The 24,363-nt window shown below is 67.7% G+C and carries 18 protein-coding genes; 5 read left to right on the top strand and 13 right to left on the bottom strand.

Features of this window, described 5'->3' with window-relative positions; all coding sequences use genetic code 11:
* Positions 1-4: 4 nt before the first annotated feature.
* From ptsP to opgC, 4 genes are all read left to right on the top strand, one after another.
* A complete protein-coding gene (gene ptsP, locus AACG61_RS03470; protein WP_411838636.1) occupies positions 5-2,251 on the top strand; it encodes a phosphoenolpyruvate--protein phosphotransferase in 2,247 nt (748 codons plus the stop codon).
* A gap of 153 nt (positions 2,252-2,404) precedes the next feature.
* Complete coding sequence (locus AACG61_RS03465) at positions 2,405-3,964, top strand: glucan biosynthesis protein (protein ID WP_411838635.1); 1,560 nt, start codon at positions 2,405-2,407, stop codon at positions 3,962-3,964.
* Positions 3,961-6,078 carry a glucans biosynthesis glucosyltransferase MdoH gene (gene mdoH, locus AACG61_RS03460; protein WP_411838634.1) on the top strand — a complete coding sequence of 706 codons (2,118 nt, stop codon included), beginning with the start codon at positions 3,961-3,963 and terminating at the stop codon, positions 6,076-6,078. Before AACG61_RS03465 ends, mdoH begins: the two co-directional genes overlap by 4 nt.
* Positions 6,075-7,208 carry an OpgC domain-containing protein gene (gene opgC / locus AACG61_RS03455; RefSeq protein WP_411838633.1) on the top strand — a complete coding sequence of 378 codons (1,134 nt, stop codon included), beginning with the start codon at positions 6,075-6,077 and terminating at the stop codon, positions 7,206-7,208. Before mdoH ends, opgC begins: the two co-directional genes overlap by 4 nt.
* A gap of 6 nt (positions 7,209-7,214) precedes the next feature.
* On the opposite strand, the gene AACG61_RS03450 is transcribed toward opgC, so the two are convergent.
* Positions 7,215-9,062, bottom strand: a complete 1,848-nt coding sequence (locus tag AACG61_RS03450; protein WP_411838632.1) for an ABC transporter ATP-binding protein — start codon at positions 9,060-9,062, stop codon at positions 7,215-7,217.
* A gap of 154 nt (positions 9,063-9,216) precedes the next feature.
* Here AACG61_RS03450 and AACG61_RS03445 point away from each other — a divergent pair, with 154 nt between their 5' ends.
* Entirely contained in the window at positions 9,217-9,717 is a 501-nt protein-coding gene (locus tag AACG61_RS03445; protein ID WP_411838631.1) for a DUF892 family protein, read from the top strand.
* A 45-nt stretch (positions 9,718-9,762) separates the two neighbouring features.
* Here the strand turns inward: AACG61_RS03445 and AACG61_RS03440 are convergent, their stop codons facing one another.
* The 12 genes from AACG61_RS03440 to rpoC all read right to left on the bottom strand — a co-directional run bounded on the left by AACG61_RS03440 (position 9,763) and on the right by rpoC (position 24,316).
* Complete coding sequence (locus AACG61_RS03440; RefSeq protein WP_411838630.1) at positions 9,763-11,337, bottom strand: GMC family oxidoreductase; 1,575 nt, start codon at positions 11,335-11,337, stop codon at positions 9,763-9,765.
* An 11-nt stretch (positions 11,338-11,348) separates the two neighbouring features.
* A complete protein-coding gene (locus AACG61_RS03435) occupies positions 11,349-11,870 on the bottom strand; it encodes a Twin-arginine translocation pathway signal (protein ID WP_411838629.1) in 522 nt (173 codons plus the stop codon).
* A gap of 58 nt (positions 11,871-11,928) precedes the next feature.
* The gene (locus AACG61_RS03430) at positions 11,929-12,324 is read right to left on the bottom strand and encodes a VOC family protein (protein ID WP_411838628.1); all 396 of its coding nucleotides are present in this window, start codon (positions 12,322-12,324) and stop codon (positions 11,929-11,931) included.
* A gap of 96 nt (positions 12,325-12,420) precedes the next feature.
* Entirely contained in the window at positions 12,421-12,708 is a 288-nt protein-coding gene (locus AACG61_RS03425) for a ribbon-helix-helix domain-containing protein (RefSeq protein ID WP_411839455.1), read from the bottom strand.
* A gap of 208 nt (positions 12,709-12,916) precedes the next feature.
* Positions 12,917-13,492, bottom strand: coding sequence for a hypothetical protein (locus tag AACG61_RS03420; protein ID WP_411838627.1), 576 nt, complete (start codon positions 13,490-13,492; stop codon positions 12,917-12,919).
* A 72-nt stretch (positions 13,493-13,564) separates the two neighbouring features.
* A complete protein-coding gene (gene tuf / locus AACG61_RS03415; protein WP_411837570.1) occupies positions 13,565-14,740 on the bottom strand; it encodes an elongation factor Tu in 1,176 nt (391 codons plus the stop codon).
* A 64-nt stretch (positions 14,741-14,804) separates the two neighbouring features.
* Entirely contained in the window at positions 14,805-16,928 is a 2,124-nt protein-coding gene (gene fusA, locus AACG61_RS03410; protein ID WP_411838626.1) for an elongation factor G, read from the bottom strand.
* Positions 16,929-16,946: 18 nt separating this feature from the next.
* The gene (gene rpsG, locus AACG61_RS03405) at positions 16,947-17,417 is read right to left on the bottom strand and encodes a 30S ribosomal protein S7 (RefSeq protein WP_411838625.1); all 471 of its coding nucleotides are present in this window, start codon (positions 17,415-17,417) and stop codon (positions 16,947-16,949) included.
* A 12-nt stretch (positions 17,418-17,429) separates the two neighbouring features.
* Entirely contained in the window at positions 17,430-17,801 is a 372-nt protein-coding gene (gene rpsL, locus AACG61_RS03400; protein WP_022705687.1) for a 30S ribosomal protein S12, read from the bottom strand.
* A gap of 280 nt (positions 17,802-18,081) precedes the next feature.
* Entirely contained in the window at positions 18,082-18,897 is an 816-nt protein-coding gene (locus AACG61_RS03395) for a glycosyltransferase (RefSeq protein WP_411838624.1), read from the bottom strand.
* Positions 18,897-19,835, bottom strand: coding sequence for a DMT family transporter (locus tag AACG61_RS03390; protein WP_411838623.1), 939 nt, complete (start codon positions 19,833-19,835; stop codon positions 18,897-18,899). The genes AACG61_RS03395 and AACG61_RS03390 overlap by 1 nt, the downstream gene beginning before the upstream one ends.
* A gap of 224 nt (positions 19,836-20,059) precedes the next feature.
* Positions 20,060-24,316, bottom strand: coding sequence for a DNA-directed RNA polymerase subunit beta' (gene rpoC / locus AACG61_RS03385; RefSeq protein ID WP_411838622.1), 4,257 nt, complete (start codon positions 24,314-24,316; stop codon positions 20,060-20,062).
* Positions 24,317-24,363: the final 47 nt, after the last annotated feature.

Here is a 24,363-nt window from a genome sequence, read left to right as displayed (position 1 = left end):
GGCGATGCAGGATCGCACGGACAGCGACTCGCGCAAGCTGCTGCGGCGGCTGAAGGAAATCCTGGCCGCCGCGGGCGGGGGCCAGGACCGTCTGGACCAGATCACCCATCACATCGCCGATTCGATGGGGACCGAAGTCTGTTCGATCTACCTGTTCCGCGACGCCGACACGCTGGAACTGTGCGCGACCGAGGGTCTGCGCCCCGAGGCCGTCCATCAGACGCGGCTGCGCCTCGGCGAGGGTCTGGTCGGCCGCGTCGCGCGCACCGGACGCCATGTCAACACCGCCAACGCCCCCGCCGAGGCAGGCTTCCGCTTCATGCCCGAGACGGGCGAGGAGGTCTTTCCGGCCTTCCTCGGCGTGCCGATCCAGCGCGTGGGAGAGCGGCTTGGCGTGCTGGTCGTGCAATGCGCGACCGCGCGGCAATTCTCCGAGGACGAGGTCTATGGCCTCGAGGTGGTGGCCATGGTGCTGGCCGAGATGACCGAACTGGGCGCCTTCCAGGGCAGCCAGTCCGACAGCCTGCCGCTGGCGCACCGCTTTCCGCTGATGATCCGCGGCGCCACCGGCCAGGAGGGCGCCGCCGAGGGCCGCGTCTGGCTGCACGAGCCGCGCGTGGTCGTCGCGAACCCGGTGGGCGACGATCCCGACCGCGAGCTGGCCCGCCTGCACGAGGGCGTCGAGACGCTGCGCAGCACCGTGGACCGGATGCTCGGCGCGGTGGACATGGGCGGCGGCGGAGAGCATGCCGCGGTCCTCGAGGCCTATCGCATGTTCGCCCATTCGCGCAGCTGGCTGAAGCGCATGGAGGAGGACATTCGGCTTGGCCTCTCGGCCGAGGCCGCCGTGGAGAAGGAGCAGTCCTTCGCCCGCGCCCGGCTGGAGATGGCGGCCGACCCCTATCTGCGCGACCGACTGCACGACCTGGACGACCTGTCGAACCGCCTGCTGCGCATCCTGACCGGTCAGGGCAGCGATACCGGCGCCGAGATGCCGGACAACCCGATCCTGGTCGCCCGCAACATCGGCCCGGCCGAGCTGCTGGAATACGGCCGCCGCCTGAAGGGCGTGGTGCTGGAGGAGGGGTCGGTCGGCAGCCACGCCGCCATCGTCGCGCGCGCGCTGGCCATCCCGCTGGTCATCCATGCCGGGCGCATCGTGTCGGAGGCGCTGAACGGCGACCCGATCCTGGTCGATGGCGACCAGGGCGTGATCCACCTGCGCCCCGAGGAATCGGTCCACAAGGCCTTCATGGACAAGATCGCCATGCAGGCCGCGGCGCAGGACCGCTATGCCGGGCTGCGCGATCTGCCCGCGACCGCGACCTGCGGCACGACGGTGCAGCTGTTCATGAATGCCGGCCTGATGGCGGACCTGCCCTCGCTGGAGGGATCGGGCGCCGAGGGCGTGGGCCTGTTCCGGACCGAGCTGCAGTTCCTGGTCCGCAACCACGTTCCCCGCCGGGCGGAGCTGGCGGGCCTCTATGCCCGCGTCATGGACAACGCCCAGGGCAAGCCCGTGCATTTCCGCACGCTGGACATCGGGTCGGACAAGGTCCTGCCCTACATGAAGCCCCAGGACGAGCCCAACCCGGCGATGGGCTGGCGCGCGATCCGGGTGGGCCTGGACAAGCGCGGCGTGCTGCGCATGCAGCTGCAGGCGCTGATCCGCGCCAGCGTCGGGCGGCCGCTGCACGTCATGTTCCCCTTCATCGCCGACATGGCCGAATACGAGGCCGCGCACCGCATCCTGATGCAGGAGATGGCGCGCGAGCAGCGGCTTGGCCATTCCATGCCCAGCGACATCCGCGTGGGCGCCATGCTGGAGACGCCGTCGCTGGCCTTCGCGCCCAAGCGGTTCTTCGAGATGTGCGACTTCATCTCGATCGGCGGCAACGACCTCAAGCAGTTCTTCTTCGCCGCCGACCGCGAGAACGAGCGCGTGCGCCGTCGCTACGACACGCTGAACGTGTCCTTCCTGGCGCTGCTGCGCCAGATCATCGCCCGCTGCGAGGAGGCGCGCGTGCCGCTGTCCTTCTGCGGCGAGGATGCCGGGCGCCCCATCGAGGCGCTGACCTTCGCCGCCCTGGGCATCCGCCGCCTGTCGATGCGCCCCGCCTCGATCGGACCGGTCAAGCACCTGATCCGCCGGGTCGACCTGACCGCGCTGGCCCGCCTCATCGAGGAGGCCGAGGCCCGCGGCGAGGAGAACCTGCGCCCCGTCGTCACCGCCTGGCTGGCGCGTCAATGACGCCACGATGATCCGGCTTCGCGCGCGCGTCGCGCAGTTGACGCTTGCCCGGCGCGCCATTATCGGCGGATAACCGGTCAAACCATCCCGTACGCTTGCTGCGCTGCGGCGCCCGCCCTATATTCCCTCATCCCTGTCGAGATATCCCCGGTCATGAAGCGTCGCCAATTTCTCAATGCCGCCACCGCCCTGGCCGCCGGCGGATCGCTGATGGCGGTCCCCGCGCAGGCGCAGGCCCCCGCCGAAACCGATCCCGCGGCCTACGGCCCCCCCATGCCCGAGCCCTTCGGCTTCGAGCAGGTGGCGACGCTGGCGCAGGAACGCTCGGCCCGCATCTATGTGCAGCCGGTGGCCGATCTGGTCGGCACCTTCGAGAACCTGAACTATGACAGCTATCGCGGCATCCGCTTCAAGCGCGAGGCCGACCCGCTGGCCGCGCATCCGGCCTTCCGGCTGGACCTGCTGTCGCCCGGCTCGATCTTCTACGAACCGGTCAAGATCAACCTGGTGCGCGACGGTGTCAGCCGCCCGATCCCCTTCGACCCGGCCATGCTGGACTTCGACCCGGCCGTCTTTCCCGACGGCCCCGACCTGACCACCATCGGAGAGATGGGCTGGTCGGGCTTCCGCATGCGCACGCCGCTGAACCGGCCCGGCGTGATGGACGAGTTCATCGTCTTCCAAGGCGCCAGCTATTTCCGGGCGGTGGCGCGCGGGACGATCTACGGCCTCTCCGCGCGCGGCCTCGCCATCAAGACCGGCAGCCCCGACGGCGAGGAATTTCCGCTGTTCACCGACTTCTGGATCGTCGAGCCGGAGGCCGGGTCCGAAAGCGTGCGGATCTATGCGATCCTGGACAGCCGCTCGGTCTCGGCCGCGTTCCAGTTCGACGTGACGCCCGGCGCGGTCACCATGGTGCGCACCCGCGTCGCCCTGTTCCCGCGGGTGGACCTGCGCGAGACCGGGCTTGCGCCGCTGACCTCGATGTTCTGGTTCAGCCCGGCCTCGCGCCGGGTCGTCGACGACTATCGCCCGGCCTGCCATGACAGCGACGGGCTGCAGATGCAGACCGGCGCCAACCAGGCGCTGTGGCGCGGGCTGATGTCACCCCGCAACCTGCAGATCAGCAGCTTCGTGGACCGCGACCCCAAGGGCTTCGGCCTGGTCCAGCGGCCCCGCGACTTCGAGACCTATCAGGACGCCGAGGCGCTCTATCACCTGCGCCCCTCGGCCTGGATCGAGCCCGAGGGCGCGTGGGGCGAGGGCGAGGTGCGCCTGATCGAGATCCCGGTCGAGAACGAGTTCAACGACAACATCGTCAGCTACTGGCTGCCCTCCGGCGTCATTCCGGGCGGCGAGCGGACCGAGTTCCGCTATCGCCTCAGCTTCGCCGCCCTGCCGCCCACGAACCTGCCTTTGGCCAAGGTGCGTCAGGTCCGCTCCGGGCGCTCGATCAACGTCGAGACGACGCGCAGCTACATCATCGACTTCGATCTGGGCCTGTTCCGCGAGACGCTGCCGAACTATCAGGTCAGCGCCTCGGACGGGCGCATCGTGCATGCCTATGTCAAGCCGCTGCCCGAACAGGGCGTGCTGCGCCTGGCCTTCGAGTTCGAGCCGGGCCGCGCGGCCCTGGTCGAGCTTCAGGCCCTGCTGACCGATTCCGACGGCCTCGCGCTCAGCGAGACCTGGATGACGCGCTGGACGGCATGATGATGGATCAGCACGACACCCCGGCCGGTCTGCACGACGCCCCGGCCCGCGACGCCGTCGTTCCGCCGCCCGCCCCCCTGACCATGCCGGTCCAGGATTTCGCGGCCCCGCCCGCGGGCGGTCCGGGACGGCGCATGAACAGCCTGCGCGTCTGGATGGCGCGCCTGATCGCCTTCGGCGGCACGGCCGCGCTGGCGGTGGTGGGCTTCACGCAGATGCTGGCGGCCTTCGGGGCCGATCCCACGCCGATGCAGATCGCGCTGCTGGTGCTGTTCGTGCCGACCTTTGCCTGGGTCGGCTTCTCGTTCTGCGGGACGCTGGCGGGCTTTCTGGCGCCGCGCCTGCGCACTCCGGAGGGTCCGAACGCCGCCCGCGTGGTCGTGGTCATGCCGATCTATCACGAGGATGTCGCCACCAGCACCGGCCTGCTGGTCGCCCTGGGCCAGGAGCTGGCCGCCGAGGGCATGGCCGACCGGACCGAGATCTTCGTGCTGTCCGACACCCGCGACCCGGCCGTCGCCGTGAACGAGACGCTGATCATCGACGCCGCCCGCGCCCGATGCCCGGTGCCGATGTGGTATCGCCGCCGCCTGACGAACGACGACCGCAAGTCGGGCAACCTGGCCGAATTCGTGCGCCACTGGGGCGGCCGCTACGACCACATGGTCGTTCTGGACGCCGACAGCGTGATGTCGGGCGCGACCATCCGGGCGCTGTCCGCGCGCATGGCCGCCGACGCCCGCGTGGGACTGATCCAGACCATGCCGATGCTGGTCGGCGGAGAGACGATCTTTGCGCGCCTGACCCAGTTCGCGGGCCGCGTCTATGGCCCCATGATCGCGCGCGGCGTCGCGGCCTGGTCGGGCGACACGGGCAACTACTGGGGGCACAACGCGATCATCCGCGTGACGGCCTTCGCCCAGGCCTGCGGCCTGCCGCGCCTGCCCGGCAAGCCGCCCTTCGGCGGCACGATCCTCAGCCACGACTTCGTCGAGGCGGCGGCGCTGTGCCGCGCGGGCTGGAGCGTGCGGCTGGACCACGACCTGCGCGGCAGCTTCGAGGGCTGCCCGCCGACGCTGCTGGACATGGCGGTGCGCGAACGCCGTTGGGCGCAGGGCAACCTGCAGCATTCGCGCCTGCTGGGCACCCGCGGCCTGCGCGGCATCAGCCGGGCGCACATGATCATCGGCATCATGGGCTTCCTGATGAGCCCGCTGTGGCTGGCGCTGATCCTGGTCGGCCTGATCCTGTCGGCCACCGTGCTGCTGTCCACGCCGGAATACTTCCCGACCGCCTATCAGCTGTTCCCCGACTGGCCGGTCTTCGACAGCCGCCGGATGCTGTGGCTGTTCGTCGTGGCGATGGGGCTGCTGCTGCTGCCGAAATTCATCGCCACCTTCCGGGCCTGGGCGCGTCCCTTGGCACGCAATTCGGGCGGCCGGGTGCGCATCTTTGCCAGCGCGCTGTTCGAGACGATCCTGTCGGCGCTGATCGCGCCCGTGCAGATGCTGGTCCAGACCCGCCAGATCTTCGAGATCCTGTCGGGCCGCGACAGCGGCTGGAACGCCCAGACCCGTGCCGGGTCCATGCCGCCTTGGGGCGTCGTGCTGCGCCATCACTGGGCGCATGTCGCCTTGGGCGCGGGCACGCTGGTGGTGCTGGCGACCTTCTCTCCGGGGCAGCTGATCTGGCTGTCGCCGATCCTGGCGGGACTGATCCTGTCGCCGCTGACCTCGCGCCTGTCGGCCAGCCCGGTCTTCGGGCGGTGGGCGCGGATGCGCGGCCTGCTGGTCACCCCGGAGGAGCGCGATCCGCCCGCCATCCTGACCCAGGCCACGGCCATCACCCGCAGCCTGCCCCAGGCCGTCACCGGTCGCGACAGCCTGACCCGGCTGGCCGAGGACGACACCCTGCTGGCGCGCCACTGCGCGATGCTGGCCCCCCTGCCCCATGACCTGCCGCGCGGCGTGCGCCTGGCCCGGATCACCGCCGAGGCCAAGATCGCCCATGCCGCCACCCGGCACCAGGCGCTGGACGACATGGACCGCGCCGAGACCGACGCGATGCTGCTGGACCCGGCGCTGCTGACCCGCTGGAGCCGACTGCCCGCATGAACCGCCTCATCGCTCTGGATATGCTGCGCGGTTACGCGCTGGTCAGCATCATGGTCAATCACATGCCGATCTCGGTCATGCGTGGCTGGACCCTGCCCAACTTCTCGATCTTCGATGCATCCGAGATGTTCGTCCTGCTGTCGGGCTTCCTGGTCGGCATCGTCTGGCGCAGCATCGAGGCACGCGAGGGGCGCGCGGCCGCCCGCCGCCGCTTCGCCCGCCGCGCCTTCGAGGTCTGGCGCGCCATGATCATCGGCGCGGTGCTGATGGCGCTGCTGTCGGCGGCGCTCTGGGCGCTGGACCGGCCGCATACCGCGATCTGGAACCAGTACGCGGTCTGGGTGCTGGAGAACCCCCTGGGCTTCATCGGCACGGTCGCGACCTTCTGGGTGCAGCCCAACATCATCGACGTGCTGGCCGTCTATGTCATCCTGATCACGCTGGCGATCGTGGTCGTGCCGCTGATGCTGCGCTGGCCGCTGCTGGTCGCGGCGGGGTCGGTGGCGCTGTGGTGGCACGCGCCGCAGCTGAACGCCCTGATCCCCAACCACCGGACCGAGAACGGCTTCCTGTTCAACCCCTTCGGCTGGCAGATGCTGTTCTATACCGGCACGGCGATGGGCCTCTATCGCGAACGGCTGATGGCGGCGCTGTGGCCGTGGCGGCACCTGGTGACGGTGCTGGCCATCGGCATGTTCGCCTTCGGCAGCGCCATCGTCATCGGCGCGCGCATCGGCGAGCCCGCGCTGGAGTTCCGGCAGGCGCTGATGCGCGTCTATGGCACGATCGACAAGTGGAGCTTGGACGGGACCCGCTATCTGGCGATCGCCGCGGCGGCCTGGCTGGTGGCGGTGCCGCTGGCGCGGGTGGCGGAATGGCTGGCCGCCAGCCGTCCCGGCGTCGCGCTGCAGCAGATCGGCAAGGGGGGGCTGTTCTCCTTCGTGGCCTGCGTGCTGCTGTCGGTCACGGGCGACGCCTTCCAGATGACGCCCGCCGATCAGCCGATGTGGCGCAGGCTGGCCGTGGACCTGTGGGCCTGCGTCACGCTGTGGTGGCTGTCGGTCCTGTGGCTGCAGCACGGCGCGCCCTGGCAGAAGGCGCGCAAGGCGCGCAAGGCCCGCAAGGCCTGAGCCGCCTCAGTCGTCGGCGGCCAGGAAGCCGCCCGACTGCCGGTGCCACAGCCGCGCATAGATGCCACCCTGCGCCAGAAGCTGCGTATGGGTCCCCTGCTCCACGATCCGGCCCTGGTCCATGACCACCAGCCGGTCCATCGCCGCGATGGTGGACAGGCGGTGCGCGATGGCGATGACTGTCTTGTCCTGCATCAGCAGCTCCAGCCGGGACTGGATCGCGGCCTCGACCTCGCTGTCCAGGGCGCTGGTGGCCTCGTCCAGGATCAGGATCGGCGCATCCTTCAGCGCGACCCGCGCGATGGCGATGCGCTGGCGCTGCCCGCCCGACAGCTTGACGCCGCGTTCGCCCACATGCGCCTCCAGCCCCCGGCGGCCCTGGCTGTCGCTGAGGGCGGGGACGAAGCCGTCGGCCTCGGCCATGCGCAGGGCGTCCTGGATCTGCGCCTCGGTCGCGTCGGGGCGGCCATAGGTGATGTTCTCGCGCACCGAGCGGTGCAGCAGCGAGCTGTCCTGCGTCACGACCCCGATGGCCGCGCGCAGGCTGTCCTGCGTGACCGTCGCGATGTCCTGGCCGTCGATGGTGATGCGCCCCGCGTCGATGTCGTGAAAGCGCAGCAGGAGGTTGATCAGCGTCGATTTCCCGGCCCCCGACCGGCCGACCAGACCCACGCGCTCTCCGGGCCGCAGGTGCAGCGTCAGGTCATCCAAGACCGCCATGGGCTGCGCCCCCGCCGGCCCGCCATAGCGGAAGGTCACGCCGTCGAAGCGGATCTCGGCAGGGCCGGGGCGCAGGGCCACGGCGCCCGGCGCATCGCGGACCTCGCGCGGCAGGGAGAGGCTGGTGATGCCGTCGCGGACCGTGCCGATGTTCTCGAAGAGCGCGGCGAACTCCCACATGATCCAATGCGACATGTTGTTCAGCCGCAGCGCCAGCGGCACCGCGATGGCCACCGCCCCCACCGCGATCAGGCCTTGGGTCCACAGCCACAGCCCCAGCCCCGCGACCGAGGCCACCAGCCAGACGTTCAGCAGGTTCAGCACGATGTCCTGCAGGCTGGACAGGCGCATCTGCCGATGGACCGTGCCCAGGAAGCGGTCCATGCCTTGATGCATCCACGCCTCCTCGCGGTCGGAATGCGAGAACAGCTTGACCGTCGCGATGTTGGTATAGCTGTCCACGATCCGCCCGGTCATGGCGCTGCGGGCATCGGCCTGTTCCTGCGCGACGCGGCCGAGGCGCGGCACCACATAGGACAGAAGCAGCCCGTAGGCCGCGGCCCAGAGCATGAAGGGGATCGCCAGCCGCCAGTCCTGCGACGCCGCCAGCGCCAGCGCGCCCAGGAAATAGATCAGGACATAGCTGCCGACATCCATGATCTTCATGGACACCTCGCGCACCGCCAGCGCGGTCTGCATCAGGCGCTGCGCGATGCGGCCCGCGAATTCGTCCTGGAAATAGCCCACCGACTGGCGCAGCAGCCAGCGATGCGCCTGCCAGCGGATGCGCTGCGGAAAGTTGCCCATCAGCGACTGATGCAGGATCAGCGAGGTGACCGTATTCAGCGCCGGCATGACGACCAGCAGCACGACCGCCATCACGATCACCCCGGTGCCGTGCCGGTCCCAGAACGCGTCGCGGGGCGTGTCGGCCAGCTGATCGACCAGCGTCCCCAGCCAGTTGAACAGCGCCAGTTCGATCAGCGCGATCAGGCCCGACCCGATCGCCAGCGCCACCAGCCAAGGCAGCGTGCCGCGGCTGTAATGCAGGACGAACCGCCACAGGCCCGGCGGGGGCATGCTGGGCGGGTGGTCGGGATAGGGGTCGATGCGGCGTTCGAACCACGCAAACATGGGGCAGCCTCTCGCGGTCGGGATGGGACGCAGTGCTGGCCCCTGCCGCCGGCGAAGTCAAGCGCCCCGCGGCGGCTGATCTTTGTCTGTCGCAGGGAACGGGCGCCCGCTCCCCCGGTTGGGACGGCAGGACAACCGCGAAAGGGCGAGAGCGATGAGCATGAACACGTTGAAGGATCTGTATCTGGACCAGCTGAAGGACCTCTACTCCGCTTGCAAGCAGTCCATGCCCGTGGTGACCGAGATGGGTCGCGCCGCGACCTCGCGCGAGCTGGCCGAGGCGCTGATCGCGGGCAACGAGGGCATCGCGCGCGGCATGGAGGCGCTGGCCGGCCTGTGCAACCAGCATGGCGAGGACCCGACCGGAGAGCATTGCAAGGGCATGGAGGGGCTGGTGACCGAGGCGCGCAAGCACGCCCTGCAGGCCGAGTTCGGCAATGCGGACGTGCGCGACGCCGCGATCATCACCCAGTATCAGCGCCTGACCCATTACGCGATCGCGGGATATGGCTGCGTGCTGAGCTTTGCGAACCGGCTTGGGCTGGACGGCGACGGCGCGGTGCTGCGCGACTGCCTGGAGCGGACGCGGGACGGCGACCTCCACATGACCCGCATCGCCGAGACCGAGGTGAACGACGCCGCGGCCCAGGGCTGATCGCCGATCGTCCCCGGCGGCAGGGTGCCGCCGGGGACGCCATCGTCACAGGTTGCCGGCGCTCATTTCGCGGGCGATGTGGTCGGCCTGGCGGATCGCCAGCGCCACGATGGTCAGGGTCGGGTTCTCGGCCGCTCCGGTCGTGAATTGGCTGCCGTCCGAGACGAACAGGTTCGGGATGTCATGCGACTGCCCCCACCGGTTCACCACCCCGTCCTCGGCCCGTTCCGACATGCGGTTGGTGCCGAGGTTGTGGGTCGAGGGATAGGGCGGTGTCGGCAGGGTCCGCGTGGCCCCCATCGCCCGATACATGGCCTGCCCCCGCTCATAGGCGTGGTTGCGCATGGCGATGTCGTTGGCGTGGTCGCTGAAGTTGACGTTCGCGACCTTCAGCCCGAACTTGTCCACGGTGTCGGACAGGGTGACGCGGTTCGTCTCCTGCGGCATGTCCTCTCCGACGATCCACAGCCCGGCCATGTATTCGTACTGGTCCAGCGCCGAGGTGAACTCGCGCCCCCAGCTGCCCGGGTCCAGGAAGGCCGCCATGAAGGGCAGGCCCAGGGACAGCGTCTCCAGCTCGTATCCGCCGACGAAGCCGCGGGACGGGTCATGGCGCGCCTCGTCCTGCATGATGCCCGCCATGGTCGTGCCACGCCACATGCGCACCGGCTTCTCGAAGATGCCATAGACCGACCCGGTCGTGTGGCGCATGTAGTTGCGCCCGACCTGGCCGCTGCTGTTGGCCAGCCCGTCGGGGAACATGCTGCTGGCGCTGTTCAGCAGCAGGCGCGGGCTTTCGAAGCTGTTGCCCGCGACGGCCACCAGACGCGCGGCCTGGAACTGCAGGGCGCCGTCCTTGTCGAAATACTCGACCCCGGTGACACGGCCCTGATCGTTGTGCAGGATGCGGGCCACATGCGCGTGGTCGCGGACCTCAAGGTTGCCGGTCGCCTCGCCCTTGGGGATGTCGGTATAGGCCGCCGACCATTTGGCGCCCCATTTGCAGCCCTGAAAGCAGAAGCCCGTCTGCTGGCAGGCCGGCCGTTCGTCGTTGTCGACGCTGTTGATCGCCATGCGCCCGGTCGAGACCTCGGTATAGCCGATGGCCTTGGCCCCCGCCTCGAACACCTTGTAGTTGTTGCTGCCGGGCAGGCCGGGAAACTCTCCGGTGCGCGTCACGGCCAGCTTGGCCTCGGCCTTCTCGTACCAGGGCGCCATCTCGGCCGCGTCGATGGGCCAGTCCAGCAGATTGGCCCCCTCCACCGCGCCATAGGTGGTCAGCGCCTTCCACTCATGCTCCTGAAAGCGGATCGAGGCGCCCGCCCAATGCGTCGTGGTGCCGCCCACCGCCTTGACGATCCAGGCCGGCAGCCCGCTGAAATCCTTGGCCACGCGCCAGTCGCCGCTGGTCGTGCGCGGGTCGGTCCAGGCCAGCTGGCCGAAGCTCTCCCATTCGTCGTTGATGTAGTCCTCGGGCAGATAGCGCCCGCCCGCCTCAAGGGCCACGACCTTGACGCCCTTCTGCGCCAGTTCGTTGGCCAGCACCCCGCCGCCCGCGCCGGTGCCGATGATGACGACCACACTGTCGTCGGTCAGTTCGAATTTCGCAGCCGTTGCCATGATCCGTCCCCTCACAGCCAGTCGATGTCGTCGAAGCCACGATAGATGTAGCCGCCCTGCGAGAAGCTCTCGCCCTCATAGCCGAAGATCGGCCAGACCTCCTTCTGGTTGTAGAGCCCGGTCACCAGCCCGCCACGGACGGTCTGGAAGAACGGGCTGTCCTCCATGCCGCGCAGGATGGCGACGCGATCGGCCTCCCAGCCCGCCGACAGATAGTCGTCGAAGCCCGCCGCCTTGGCGGCCGCGTCCAGCGCCGCGATGCCCTCGGCGACCACGGCCTTCTGTTCGGGCGTGTCATAGCCCTTGACCGCGATCGCATAGTAACGGTCGCCGATCCGGTCATGCGGATAGATGTCGCGCGCCATCTGCAGCAGCGTCGCCATCTCATGCTCGCTGATCGCGGTGACCTCCACCGCCCAGGCCGCGTCGGGGGCGGCGATGAAGCCCGCCCCGGTCACCGCCAGCGCACCGGCCGCGACCGCACGCGACAGCAGCGCCCGCCGGGTCAGCCCCTTGGTCCTTGCTTCCGACATGGGTTCCTCCTCCCTTGTGTCATGCCGCCGCGCCCCCTCCCCGGGACGTGGGGCCGATCTATTGATAGCGGCCGCCGCGCTGCAGGACCTCGATCTCGTATCCGTCGGGGTCCTTGATGAAGAAGAACCGCGCGATCACCTCGCCGCCGGGCGCGAAATCGACCAGCTTGCGCGGGGCGAACCCCATCTCCTCCAGCCGGGCATGGGTCGCGTCGACATCTTCGACCGAGAAGGCGACGTGGCCATAGCCGTCGCCCAGGTCATAGGGCTCGGTGCGGCCCTTGTTCACGGTCAGCTCCAGCTCGGTGCCGGATTCGCCGTTGGCGAGATAGATCAGCGTGAATTTCTCGAAATCCAGCCGCTCGGCCACCTTCAGGCCGAAGCAGCGGTCGTAGAAATCGACCGAGGCCGCCTCGTCCAGAACGCGGATCATCGAGTGGATGTACTTGGCCATCAGGCCCTCCCTGCACTTGCCGTCATGGGTTCAGGCTAGGGCGGGCGCGGGCCGGTAGGGTAGTAATGGAATACTACAAGCGTATTTTTTGCACGATCATTCCGCGGCGATGGCGGGGACCGCGTCCTCCTCGCCCAGATGGATCGTGCAGGCGCAGCGCAGCAGCGAGGTGAAGTTGCGCGCCTCGCCATGCAGCTCCAGCACCTCGGCATGCAGCCGCGAGATGAAGGCGGGCGTCGTCACCCCCTCCCGCGCGGCGATCCGGTCGAGGATGTGCCAGAAGGCGCGCTCCAGACGGATCGAGGTCGATTGCCCGTTCAGGCGCAGGCGGCGGGTGACGGTCTCATAGCGGTCCGGGTGCTGTCCGGCAAAGATCTGGCACATGAGCTTGATCTCGATGTGGTTGCGCGCCCTCACTGTCGCGCCGCCACGCCCTGCGGTCAACGCGACTTTTTGGGCAGGATGCGCGGCAGGGTCGTCGCTCTGACGCGGACAATCCAAGGCAATTGCCCGTGATCGTCGCGGGCCTGCAAAGACGGGGGAGCCAAGAAAAGTCGGGCCAAGCGTCACGCGCCGATCCCTGCGGCTTTCATCAATCGGCCAATCGGATATCCCGCGCGATCATCACCGCTTCTGTGCCCCATCCGGTGACAATGACGGTCCTGTCGGATTTCAACTGTATGACGGCCTCTATCGGTGCCCGGCAAATCCGATGAAACGGCGGTACAAGGTCCAGGAAAGCGACGCTCTGGACGCAATAGCGCCCGCTCCCACCAGCAGCACCATCGGTTTTCAGGATAACTTCGGTCGGACCGCCGGTCAGGACGGCTGCGGCCAGCGGCAATCCAGCGATGGCGGCCGAGTAACCACCGAGCATCAGCATGATCGGCGTGACGATCCAGAGGCCTATCCTCTCGAGCAGGCGCTGGCTTGACGTCTTGGCAACCCGTCCCCGCCTCAAAGGGATCAGCAGGACGGCTCCGATCAGGCAATAGGCGATGCTTGAGACGATGACAGGCCCGGTCGGCCAAGTCAGCACCAGCGGCCCCCACCCCAAGGTAAGAGCGAACAGAGGCCCCATGGAGACAAGCAGCCACAGATAACCCAACCATCGCGGCCATTTCGGCCAGCGCTCGCCATCCCACCAGATGCGTATCAGGCGCCCCATCGCGATCCCTTCGTCCCATCAAAAAAAGGGCCGCCCTCTCGGGCGGCCCTCTCGCTTATGCTGTCTTCAGGATCACTTCAGGATCTTGGAGACCACGCCGGCGCCGACGGTGCGGCCGCCTTCGCGGATGGCGAAGCGCAGCTTCTCCTCCATCGCGATCGGCGCGATCAGCTCGACCTCGAACTTCAGGTTGTCGCCGGGCATCACCATCTCGGTGCCCTCGGGCAGCTTGACGGTGCCGGTCACGTCCGTGGTCCGGAAGTAGAACTGCGGGCGGTAGTTCGCGAAGAACGGCGTGTGGCGGCCGCCCTCTTCCTTGGTCAGGATGTAGGCCTCGGCCTCGAACTGGGTGTGCGGGGTGACCGACTTCGGCTTGACCAGGACCTGGCCGCGCTCGACGCCGTCACGGTCGATGCCGCGCAGCAGGACGCCCACGTTGTCGCCGGCCTCGCCGCGGTCCAGCAGCTTGCGGAACATCTCGACGCCGGTGCAGGTGGTCTTCTTGGTGTCGCGGATGCCCACGATCTCCAGTTCGTCGCCCACGTTCACCGCGCCGCGCTCGATGCGGCCGGTGACCACGGTGCCGCGGCCCGAGATCGAGAACACGTCTTCGATCGGCAGCAGGAACGGCTGGTCGATCGCACGCTCGGGGGTCGGGATGTACTCGTCGACGGCGGCGATCAGCGCGCGGATCGAATCCTCGCCGATCTCCTTGTCGCGGCCTTCCATCGCGGCCAGGGCCGAACCCTTGATGATCGGGATGTCGTCGCCCGGATAGTCGTACGAGCTCAGCAGCTCGCGGACTTCCATCTCGACCAGCTCCAGCAGCTCCTCGTCATCCACCTGGTCGACCTTGTTCAGGTAGACGACCATGTAGGGGATGCCCACCTGGCGACCCAGCAGGATGTGCTCGCGCGTCTGCGGCATCGGGCCGTCGGCGGCGTTCACGACCAGGATCGCGCCGTCCATCTGGGCGGCACCGGTGATCATGTTCTTGACGTAGTCGGCGTGGCCCGGGCAGTCCACGTGCGCGTAGTGGCGCGATTCCGATTCGTATTCCACGTGCGCGGTCGAGATCGTGATCCCGCGGGCCTTCTCCTCCGGCGCGCCGTCGATCTGGTCGTAGGCGCGGAATTCGCCGAAGTACTTCGTGATCGCGGCCGTCAGCGTCGTCTTGCCATGGTCAACGTGACCGATGGTCCCGATGTTCACGTGCGGTTTCGTCCGTTCAAACTTTGCCTTTGCCATGGAATGGCTCCTTGTTCTTCAATGCTTGGTAAAGGGGCGGGGCGACAGGCGCCCCGCCACAGGATCAGGCGTATTTCTTCTGGATCTCGTCCGAGATGTTCTGCGGCACGGCCTCGTAGTGGTCGAACAGCATGGTGAACACCGCGCGGCCCGACGACATCGAACGCAGGTTGTTGATGTAGCCGAACATGTTGGCCAGCGGCACGAAGGCGTCGATGACGTTCGCGTTGCCGCGGCTGTCCTGACCGCGGACCATGCCGCGACGGCTGGTCAGGTCACCGATGATCGAACCGGTGTATTCCTCCGGCGTGACCACCTCAACCTTCATGATCGGTTCCAGCAGCTTGGCGCCGGCCTTGCGCAGACCCTCGCGCATCGCGGCGCGCGAGGCGATCTCGAAGGCCAGGACCGACGAGTCGACGTCGTGGAACGCACCGTCCAGCAGGGCGACCTTGAAGTCGATCACCGGGAAGCCGGCCAGCGGGCCCGAATCCATGACCGACTTGATGCCCTTCTCGACGCCCGGGATGTACTCCTTGGGCACCGCGCCGCCGACGATCTTGGTCTCGAACGAATAGCCCTCGCCCGGCTCGGTCGGGGTGATCTGCAGCTTCACGCGCGCGAACTGGCCGGTACCACCGGTCTGCTTCTTGTGCGTGTAGTCGATCTCGGCCGGCTGCGAGATGGTCTCGCGGTAGGCCACCTGCGGCGCGCCGATGTTGGCCTCGACCTTGAACTCGCGCTTCATGCGGTCGACCAGGATGTCGAGATGCAGTTCGCCCATGCCCTTCATGATCGTCTGACCGGATTCGATGTCGGTCTCGACGCGGAAGGACGGATCCTCGGCCGACAGGCGCTGAAGGGCCAGGCCCATCTTCTCCTGATCAGCCTTCGACTTGGGCTCGACGGCGATCTCGATCACCGGCTCGGGGAAGGTCATCGTCTCCAGGACGACGGGGTTGGCGGGATCGCACAACGTGTCGCCGGTGGTGGTGTCCTTCAGACCGGCCAGCGCGATGATGTCGCCCGCAAAGGCCTCTTCGATCTCCTCGCGGTTGATCGAGTGCATCATCATCATGCGGCCGACGCGCTCGCGCTTGCCCTTGGTGGCGTTCAGCATCTGGTCGCCCTTCTTCATCACGCCCGAATAGAGGCGCGTGAAGGTCAGCGAACCGACGAACGGGTCGTTCATGATCTTGAAGGCCAGACCCGAGAAGGGCTGCGCATCATCGGCACGACGCTCGATGTTGCGGGTCTCGGTCTCGTCGCCCGGGGTGAAGCCCATGTAGGCCGGCACGTCCAGGGGCGAGGGCAGGAAGTCGATGACCGAGTTCAGCAGGGGCTGCACGCCCTTGTTCTTGAACGCGGAACCGGCGGTGACCGGGAAGAAGGACAGCGACAGCGTGCCCTTGCGGATCAGGCCGCGCAGGGTCGCCTCGTCGGGCTCGTTGCCCTCCAGATAGGCCTCCATCGCCGCGTCGTCCTGCTCGACGGCCATCTCGACCAGGTTCGAGCGCCATTCATCGGCCAGATCCTGCAGTTCGGCGCGGATCGGACGGCGGACCCAGGACGCGCCCAGATCCTCACCTTCCCAGACCCACTCCTCCATCTTGATCAGGTCGACGATGCCTTCCAGCTTGTCCTCGGCGCCGATCGGGAACGCGATCGGGCAGGGGGTGCCGCCGGTGCGGTCCTTGATCATGCGGACGCAGTTGAAGAAGTCGGCGCCGATCTTGTCCATCTTGTTGACGAACACGATCCGCGGAACCTTGTAGCGGTCGGCCTGACGCCAGACGGTCTCGGTCTGCGGCTCGACGCCGGCATTGGCGTCCAGCAGACAGATCGCGCCGTCCAGAACCGCCAGCGAACGCTCGACCTCGATGGTGAAGTCCACGTGGCCGGGCGTGTCGATGATGTTGAAGCGGAACTTGGTGTCCGAGGTCCCCTCGGTGGTGGGGTCCTCCTGGCGCTGCCAGAACGTGGTGGTCGCGGCAGACGTGATCGTGATGCCGCGCTCCTGCTCCTGCTCCATCCAGTCCATGGTCGCGGCGCCGTCATGCACTTCGCCGATCTTGTGCGACTTGCCGGTGTAGTAAAGGATACGCTCGGTCGTCGTCGTCTTGCCGGCATCGATGTGGGCCATGATGCCGAAGTTGCGATAACGCTGCAGCGGATATTCGCGTGCCATGGGTCGGATCCTTTCGCCTTACCAGCGGTAGTGGCTGAACGCCTTGTTGGCGTCGGCCATCTTGTGCGTGTCTTCGCGCTTCTTCACGGCGGTGCCGCGGCCGTTGACGGCATCGGACAGCTCGCCGGCCAGGCGCTCTTCCATCGTGTTCTCGTTGCGGTTCTTCGCGGCGGTGATCAGCCAGCGGATCGCCAGCGCCTCGCGGCGGGTCGGACGGACCTCGACGGGCACCTGGTAGGTGGCACCGCCGACGCGGCGCGAACGCACCTCGACCGAGGGCTTCACGTTGTCGAGCGCCTCGTGGAAGACTTCGATCGGCTCGCGCTTCAGGCGGGTCTCGACGCGCTCCAGCGCGTTGTAGACGATCCGCTCGGCGGTCGATTTCTTGCCGTCAACCATCAGGTTGTTCATGAATTTGGTCAGCACGCGATCGCCATACTTGGCGTCGGGCAGGACATCGCGCTTTTCAGCGGCGTGACGACGGGACATGGATGCCTCTCCTTACTTCGGACGCTTCGCGCCGTATTTCGAACGACGCTGACGACGGTCCTTGACGCCCTGGGTATCCAGCACACCGCGCAGGATGTGGTAACGGACACCCGGAAGGTCCTTGACCCGGCCGCCGCGGATCAGCACGACGCTGTGTTCCTGCAGGTTGTGCTTCTCGCCCGGAATGTAGGAGATGACCTCGAAGCCATTCGTCAGGCGGACCTTGGCCACCTTGCGCATAGCGGAGTTCGGTTTCTTCGGCGTCGTGGTGTAGACGCGCGTGCAGACGCCGCGCTTCTGCGGGCAGCCCTGAAGGTGCTGCGACTTGGAGCGCTGCACTTTCGGCTGCCGCGGTTTGCGGATCAGCTGTTGGATCGTCGGCATTCGGTTCCCCGTCTTGCTCTGTCAATACTCGCAACCGACCGGTTGCGCCGCTTCTCGACGGCACCTTGCGCGAATCGCAAAATGCCAAGCCCGTCCCGCCCATAACGGGCTGACGGGCATAATTCCAGAGGATCGGGGCGATTGGCCCGGACCCTGACCTCGTGGGTTCTGGTCCCCGAGGCGGTTTCCCGCCGGGTCGCGTGGCTATAGGGGGAATCCCCCGCGCTGTCAACCGGCGCCCCCTGCCCCGCCGCCCCATGCCGGGGCCCGGCCGCGCGCCTCAGGCCAGCTGCCGCGCCAGCCGGGCCAGGTCCCCCCGGCGCAGGTCGAACCGCTCGCGCAGCAGCCGGTTCAGCCCGCCCTCCTCGGGCTGCCACGGCAGCCCCGGCCCCATGTCGCCCGAGTCGCTGTCGGCATGGATCGAGCGCAGGAACATCAGCGGCTCGCTGATCTGCACGCCGGGCATCCACTGCGCCAGCCGGGTGTGGTTGAAGTCCAGCGCCGTCTGCTGCGCCTCGGGGGGCAGGAAGATGGTCAGCGCGACGCCCATGTTGTGACAGATCCGCGGCGTCATCTTCAGCTGGCCCGACCGCGCCTCGACCATCAGCCCGCGGCCGTAATCCAGCGACAGGCGCCCGTGCTGTTGCCACAGCGGCGCGACCCGCGCGAAATCCGCGCGCGTGCGGGCGACATAGTCGATGGCCACCGCATCGTCGTCGTCATGGCGGAAATGCCCGATCACCTGCGCGGTCCCGTCGACATGCGGGGCCACGGCGGCGCGGCAAGCCTGAAGGTGGTACTCCATCGGCGCCACCAGCGACAGCCGCAGCTGCGGCAGGCGCGCGCAGAGGTCGTGCAGCCGGTCCAGCCAGGGCTGCGGCAGGTCGGGGCCGGTCATGACCACCAGCGTAAAGTCGGGATCGGTCTGCGCCAGCCAGCCCGGCAGGGCGACGGTCGTGAACCACAGCCAGCGCCGTTCCAGCCGCGCGGGGTCATAGAGATAGGCGCGGCGCGCCGCGATGCTGTCATGCTCGACCTGATAGCCGCGCAGCCCCAGATAGGAGAAACGGCACAGCCCCAGCATCTGAACCCGCATCAGCGTCTCCGTCCCATCTGCGCCTCGCGCCAGATGGTATAGATGCCCGCCCCCACGACAAGCGCCGATCCGATCCAGGTCCACAGGTCGGGCCAGTCGCCGAAGACCAGGAGGCCCAGCACGATCGCCGCCAGCAGCGAGGTGTAGCGGAACGGAGAGACGGCCGCGATCTCTCCGACCCGCATCGCCGCCACCGCGCAGAGATAGCCCACCGTCAGGAAGGCGCTGCCCAGGGCCAGCAGGGCCAGCTGCGTGAGGTTGGGCATCACCCAACCCTGCCCCAGGCTGAGGACAAGCCCGGTCAGCGTGACCAGCACCGCGCCATAGAAGGCGATGGTGTTCGAGCTGACATCGCGCCCGAACTGCCGCGTGGACAGGTCGCGCAGCGCGACCAGCAGCATCGCCCCCAGGGCCACCAGCGACCAGATGCCGAAGGCCCCGCTGCCCGGCCGCAGGATGATCAGCACGCCCAGCATGCCCACCAGCACCGCCAGGATGCGCCGCCAGCCCAGGGTCTCGCCGAAGAACAGCGCCGCGCCCAGCATGACCACCAGCGGCAGCGACTGCATGACCGCGGTCAGGTCGGCGATCTCCATGCGGGTCAGCGCGTTCAGGAACAGGAGCGTCGAGCCGATCTCTCCGACCAGGCGCAGCGCCATGGGCCGGCGCGCGGGCACGGGGATGCGCAGCCGCAGCCCCCCCGTGCGCTGCGCCAGCAGGACCAGCGCGACCAGCACGAACAGCCCGCGGATGGTGATCGACTGATACAGCGGCAGGTCCTGGGCCACGAACTTGATGATCGTGTCGTTGCAGGTGAAGCCCATCATCGACAGGGTCATCAGCCCCGCGCCCCGCAGGTTGTCGCCCGGCTGCAGTGGTTCGGGGCGGATGGAGGCGGGCCGCGTGCGGCGCAGCGGAGAGATCAGGGGCGTGGACATGGGCGGCCTTCGGGACTGGGCTGGACTGCATCGGACGATCGCCGTGCCGGGGCATGCCGCAGCGGGTCGCGTCCCCGCCATGTCCGGATGATCCATCCTGCCCCCGCCGACCGGCAGGTGCAGTATGTGCAGCCGCCCTGATCGGTCAACCGCAAAGACGTGCCGATACAATGCCGAAGGCCCGGCACTGGGGCCGGGCCTTCGCGGTGGTCATGCGGGCGGGATCACTCCTCGCCGTTGGTCTCGGGCAGATCGACCGTGGCGCCCTCGGTCATCGTCTCGGGCGCGGTGGTGCCGCGGGTCGGCTCGGGCGCGGCCAGGGCGGCTGCGGCCTCGGCCTCGGCGCGGCGCGCCTCGATCACCTCGGCATCCCGCTCGGTCGCGATGCGACGCAGGCGGGTGGTCGCGCCACCGGTGCCCGCCGGGATCAGGCGGCCCACGATGACGTTCTCCTTCAGACCGACCAGCTTGTCGCGCTTGCCCTGGACCGAAGCCTCGGTCAGGACCCGCGTCGTCTCCTGGAAGGACGCCGCCGAGATGAAGCTGCGGGTCTGCAGCGACGCCTTGGTGATGCCCAAGAGGACCGGTTCGCCCGTGGCGGGACGTCCGCCGCGCGCCTCGATCTTGGCGTTCTCCTCGGCGAAGTCGTCGCGCTCGACATGCTCGCCCTTCAGCAGGGTGGTGTCGCCACCGTCGAGGATCTCGATCTTCTGCAGCATCTGCCGGACGATGACCTCGATGTGCTTGTCGTTGATCTTCACGCCCTGCAGGCGATAGACGTCCTGCACCTCGTCGATCAGATAGTCGGCAAGCGCCTCGATCCCCATGATCCGCAGGATGTCATGCGGCGCGGGGTTCCCGTCCATGATGTAGTCGCCCTTCTGCACGAAGTCGCCTTCCTGCACCGGGATGTGCTTGCCTTTCGGCACCATGTACTCGACGGGCGACAGACCCTCCTCGGACGGCTCCAGCGTGATGCGGCGCTTGTTCTTGTAGTCCTTGCCGAAGCGCACATAGCCGTCGATCTCGGCGATGATCGCGTGATCCTTCGGACGACGGGCCTCGAACAGTTCCGCCACGCGCGGCAGACCACCCGTGATGTCCTTGGTCCGCGCGCCTTCGCGCGGGATGCGGGCCACCACGTCGCCCGGACGGATGTCCTGGCCGTCCTCGACCGACAGGATCGCGTCCACCGACATCGGATAGCTGACCGGGTTGCCCTGGTCGTTGCGCACCGGCTCGCCGTTGGCGTCCATCACGATGATCTCGGGCTTGAGGTCGTTGCCCTTGGGCGCCGACCGCCAGTCCGTGACGATCTTCTGGGTCATGCCGGTGGCGTCATCCGTCTCGTCGCGGACCGAGATGCCGGACAGCAGGTCGACGAACTTGGCCATACCGCCCTTCTCGGCGATGATCGGCAGGGTGTAGGGGTCCCATTCGAACAGCTTGGCGCCGCGGATGACGCGCTCGCCCTCCTTCACGAACAGCTTGGAGCCGTAGAACAGCTTGTGGCTGGCGCGCTCCTGACCCTGGTCGTCCATGACCAGGATCTGCATGTTGCGCGACATCACGACCTGCTCGCCGTTGGCGTTCTCCAGAATGCTCTCGTTGCGGAAGGCGATCGTGCCCTCGTGCGAGGCGGCCTGGAACGACTGCTGACCGCCCTGCGCGATGCCGCCGATGTGGAAGGTCCGCATCGTCAGCTGCGTGCCGGGCTCGCCGATCGACTGCGCGGCGATGATGCCGACAGCCTCGCCGATGTTGACCAGCGTGCCGCGGGCCAGGTCGCGGCCATAGCAGAGCGCGCAGATCCCGTCCTCGGATTCGCAGGTCAGCGCCGAACGGATCCGCACCTGCTGCACGCCCGCCGCCTCGATGGCGTCGGCCTTGCGTTCGTCGATGACCTCGCCGCCGCGGACGATGATCTCGTCCTCGCCCGGGACCAGCACGTCCTCGGCCGCGGTGCGGCCCAGCACGCGTTCGGACAGCGGGCTGATGACCTCGCCGTCGTTCACGGCCGCGGATGCGGTGATCGCGCGCTCGGTGCCGCAGTCATGCTCGCGGATGATGCAGTCCTGCGCCACGTCGACCAGACGACGCGTCAGATAGCCCGAGTTCGCGGTCTTCAACGCGGTGTCCGACAGACCCTTCCGGGCGCCGTGGGTCGAGTTGAAGTATTCGAGAACGGTCAGGCCTTCCTTGAAGTTCGAGATGATCGGCGTCTCGATGATCTCGCCCGAGGGCTTGGCCATCAGGCCGCGCATGCCGCCCAGCTGCTTCATCTGGTTGACCGAACCCCGCGCACCGGAATGCGCCATCATGTAGACCGAGTTCGGCTCCATCTCGGCGCCGGCCGCGTCCTTCTTGGTGGCCGAGATGGTCGACATCATGGCCTCGGTCACGCGGTCGTTGCACTTCGACCAGGCGTCCACGACCTTGTTGTACTTCTCGCCCTGGGTGATCAGGCCGTCCAGATACTGCTGTTCGAACTCCTTCACCTGCTCCTGGACTTCCTCGACGATCGTCCACTTGTTGTCGGGCACGACCATGTCGTCCTTGCCGAAGCTGATGCCGGCGCGGAAGGCCTCGCGGAAGCCCAGACCCATGATCTGGTCGCAGAAGATCACCGATTCCTTCTGTCCGCAGTAGCGGTAGACGGTGTCGATGACGACCTGCACGTCCTTCTTGCGCAGCAGGCGGTTGACCAGCTCGAAGGGCGCCTTGGCGTTCAGCGGCAGCAGACCGCCAAGCCGCAGGCGGCCCGGGGTGGTCTCGAAGCGCGTCCAGACCTCGTTGCCGTTCTCGTCGATCTGCTTCAGGCGCGCCTGGATCTTGGCGTGCAGATGCACCTCGCCGGCGGCCAGGGCATGCTCGACCTCGTCGATATTGGCGAAGGCCATGCCCTCGCCCTTCATGCCGTCACGCTGCATCGAGACGTAGTACAGGCCCAGGATCATGTCCTGCGACGGCACGATGATCGGCGCGCCGTTGGCGGGCGACAGCACGTTGTTGGTGGACATCATCAGGACGCGCGCTTCCAGCTGCGCCTCCAGCGACAGCGGAACGTGCACGGCCATCTGGTCGCCGTCGAAGTCGGCGTTGAAGGCCGAACAGACCAGCGGGTGCAGCTGGATCGCCTTGCCCTCGATCAGGATCGGCTCGAACGCCTGGATGCCAAGACGGTGCAGCGTGGGCGCGCGGTTCAAGAGGACCGGATGCTCGCGGATGACCTCGTCCAGGATGTCCCAGACCTCGGGACGTTCCTTCTCGACCAGCTTCTTGGCCTGCTTGACGGTCGAGGACAGACCCTTCGCCTCAAGCCGCGAATAGATGAACGGCTTGAACAGCTCCAAGGCCATCTTCTTCGGCAGGCCGCACTGATGCAGCTTCAGCTCGGGGCCGGTCACGATGACCGAACGGCCCGAGAAGTCGACGCGCTTGCCCAGAAGGTTCTGGCGGAAGCGGCCCTGCTTGCCCTTCAGCATGTCCGACAGCGACTTCAGCGGGCGACGGTTGTTGCCCGTGATGACGCGACCGCGACGGCCGTTGTCGAACAGCGCATCGACCGATTCCTGCAGCATGCGCTTTTCGTTGCGCACGATGATGTCGGGCGCGCGCAGCTCGATCAGCCGCTTGAGGCGGTTGTTGCGGTTGATCACCCGGCGATACAGGTCGTTCAGATCCGACGTGGCGAACCGGCCGCCGTCCAGCGGGACCAGCGGGCGCAGTTCCGGCGGAATGACCGGGATCACGGTCAGGACCATCCATTCCGGACGGTTGCCCGATTCCAGGAAGCTCTCGACGATCTTCAGGCGCTTGATGATCTTCTTGGGCTTCAGCTCGCCGGTGGCGGCCTTCAGGTCCTGGCGCAATTGCTCGGCGGTCGCGGCCAGGTCGATGTTGGCCAGCATGGCGCGGATCGCCTCGGCCCCGATATCCGCCTGGAAGGCGTCGGCGCCGAAGTTGTCCTGCGCGTCCAGGAACTCCTCCTCGGACAAGAGCTGGCCATAGGTCAGGTCGGTCAGACCCGGCTCGATGACGACATAGTTCTCGAAGTAAAGGATCCGCTCCAGATCGCGCAGCGTCATGTCCAGCATCAGGCCGATGCGCGACGGCAGCGACTTCAGGAACCAGATGTGCGCGACGGGGGCGGCCAGCTCGATATGGCCCATCCGCTCGCGGCGGACCTTCTGCAGGGTCACTTCGACGCCACATTTCTCGCAGACCAGGCCGCGATACTTCATGCGCTTGTACTTGCCGCACAGGCATTCGTAATCCTTGATCGGACCGAAGATGCGCGCGCAGAACAGGCCGTCACGCTCGGGCTTGAACGTGCGGTAGTTGATGGTCTCGGGCTTCTTCACCTCGCCGAAGGACCAGGCCAGAATTTCTTCCGGCGAGGCCAGCGAGATCTTGATTTCGTTGAACTGCCGCGGCGGGGCCAGCGGGTTCAGGGGGTTGGTGGCGAGTTCCTGGTTCATTCTCGATTCCTAATGAAGGGCATGGAGGAAGGGGTGGTGAGGGCTTT

The sequence above is a fragment of the Paracoccus sp. ME4 genome, from assembly GCF_046736325.1.
In the GTDB taxonomy this organism is placed as follows: Bacteria; Pseudomonadota; Alphaproteobacteria; order Rhodobacterales; family Rhodobacteraceae; genus Paracoccus.
Note: the sequence above shows the minus strand (reverse complement) of the source record. Positions and strands in the feature narration are given on the sequence as shown.

Excerpts from the sequence above, each read along its gene's own strand:
- fusA (WP_411838626.1), bottom strand. The coding sequence starts at position 16,928 with ATGGCACGCGAATATCCGCTGCAGCGTTATCGCAACTTCGGCATCATG.
- AACG61_RS03430 (WP_411838628.1), bottom strand. The coding sequence starts at position 12,324 with ATGGCCAAGTACATCCACTCGATGATCCGCGTTCTGGACGAGGCGGCC.
- AACG61_RS03445 (WP_411838631.1), top strand. The coding sequence starts at position 9,217 with ATGAGCATGAACACGTTGAAGGATCTGTATCTGGACCAGCTGAAGGAC.
- AACG61_RS03450 (WP_411838632.1), bottom strand. The coding sequence starts at position 9,062 with ATGTTTGCGTGGTTCGAACGCCGCATCGACCCCTATCCCGACCACCCG.
- AACG61_RS03465 (WP_411838635.1), top strand. The coding sequence starts at position 2,405 with ATGAAGCGTCGCCAATTTCTCAATGCCGCCACCGCCCTGGCCGCCGGC.
- AACG61_RS03435 (WP_411838629.1), bottom strand. The coding sequence starts at position 11,870 with ATGTCGGAAGCAAGGACCAAGGGGCTGACCCGGCGGGCGCTGCTGTCG.
- rpoC (WP_411838622.1), bottom strand. The coding sequence starts at position 24,316 with ATGAACCAGGAACTCGCCACCAACCCCCTGAACCCGCTGGCCCCGCCG.
- AACG61_RS03425 (WP_411839455.1), bottom strand. The coding sequence starts at position 12,708 with ATGTGCCAGATCTTTGCCGGACAGCACCCGGACCGCTATGAGACCGTC.
- rpsL (WP_022705687.1), bottom strand. The coding sequence starts at position 17,801 with ATGCCGACGATCCAACAGCTGATCCGCAAACCGCGGCAGCCGAAAGTG.
- mdoH (WP_411838634.1), top strand. The coding sequence starts at position 3,961 with ATGATGATGGATCAGCACGACACCCCGGCCGGTCTGCACGACGCCCCG.
- AACG61_RS03440 (WP_411838630.1), bottom strand. The coding sequence starts at position 11,337 with ATGGCAACGGCTGCGAAATTCGAACTGACCGACGACAGTGTGGTCGTC.
- ptsP (WP_411838636.1), top strand. The coding sequence starts at position 5 with ATGCAGGATCGCACGGACAGCGACTCGCGCAAGCTGCTGCGGCGGCTG.
- tuf (WP_411837570.1), bottom strand. The coding sequence starts at position 14,740 with ATGGCAAAGGCAAAGTTTGAACGGACGAAACCGCACGTGAACATCGGG.
- rpsG (WP_411838625.1), bottom strand. The coding sequence starts at position 17,417 with ATGTCCCGTCGTCACGCCGCTGAAAAGCGCGATGTCCTGCCCGACGCC.
- opgC (WP_411838633.1), top strand. The coding sequence starts at position 6,075 with ATGAACCGCCTCATCGCTCTGGATATGCTGCGCGGTTACGCGCTGGTC.
- AACG61_RS03390 (WP_411838623.1), bottom strand. The coding sequence starts at position 19,835 with ATGTCCACGCCCCTGATCTCTCCGCTGCGCCGCACGCGGCCCGCCTCC.
- AACG61_RS03395 (WP_411838624.1), bottom strand. The coding sequence starts at position 18,897 with ATGCGGGTTCAGATGCTGGGGCTGTGCCGTTTCTCCTATCTGGGGCTG.
- AACG61_RS03420 (WP_411838627.1), bottom strand. The coding sequence starts at position 13,492 with ATGGGGCGCCTGATACGCATCTGGTGGGATGGCGAGCGCTGGCCGAAA.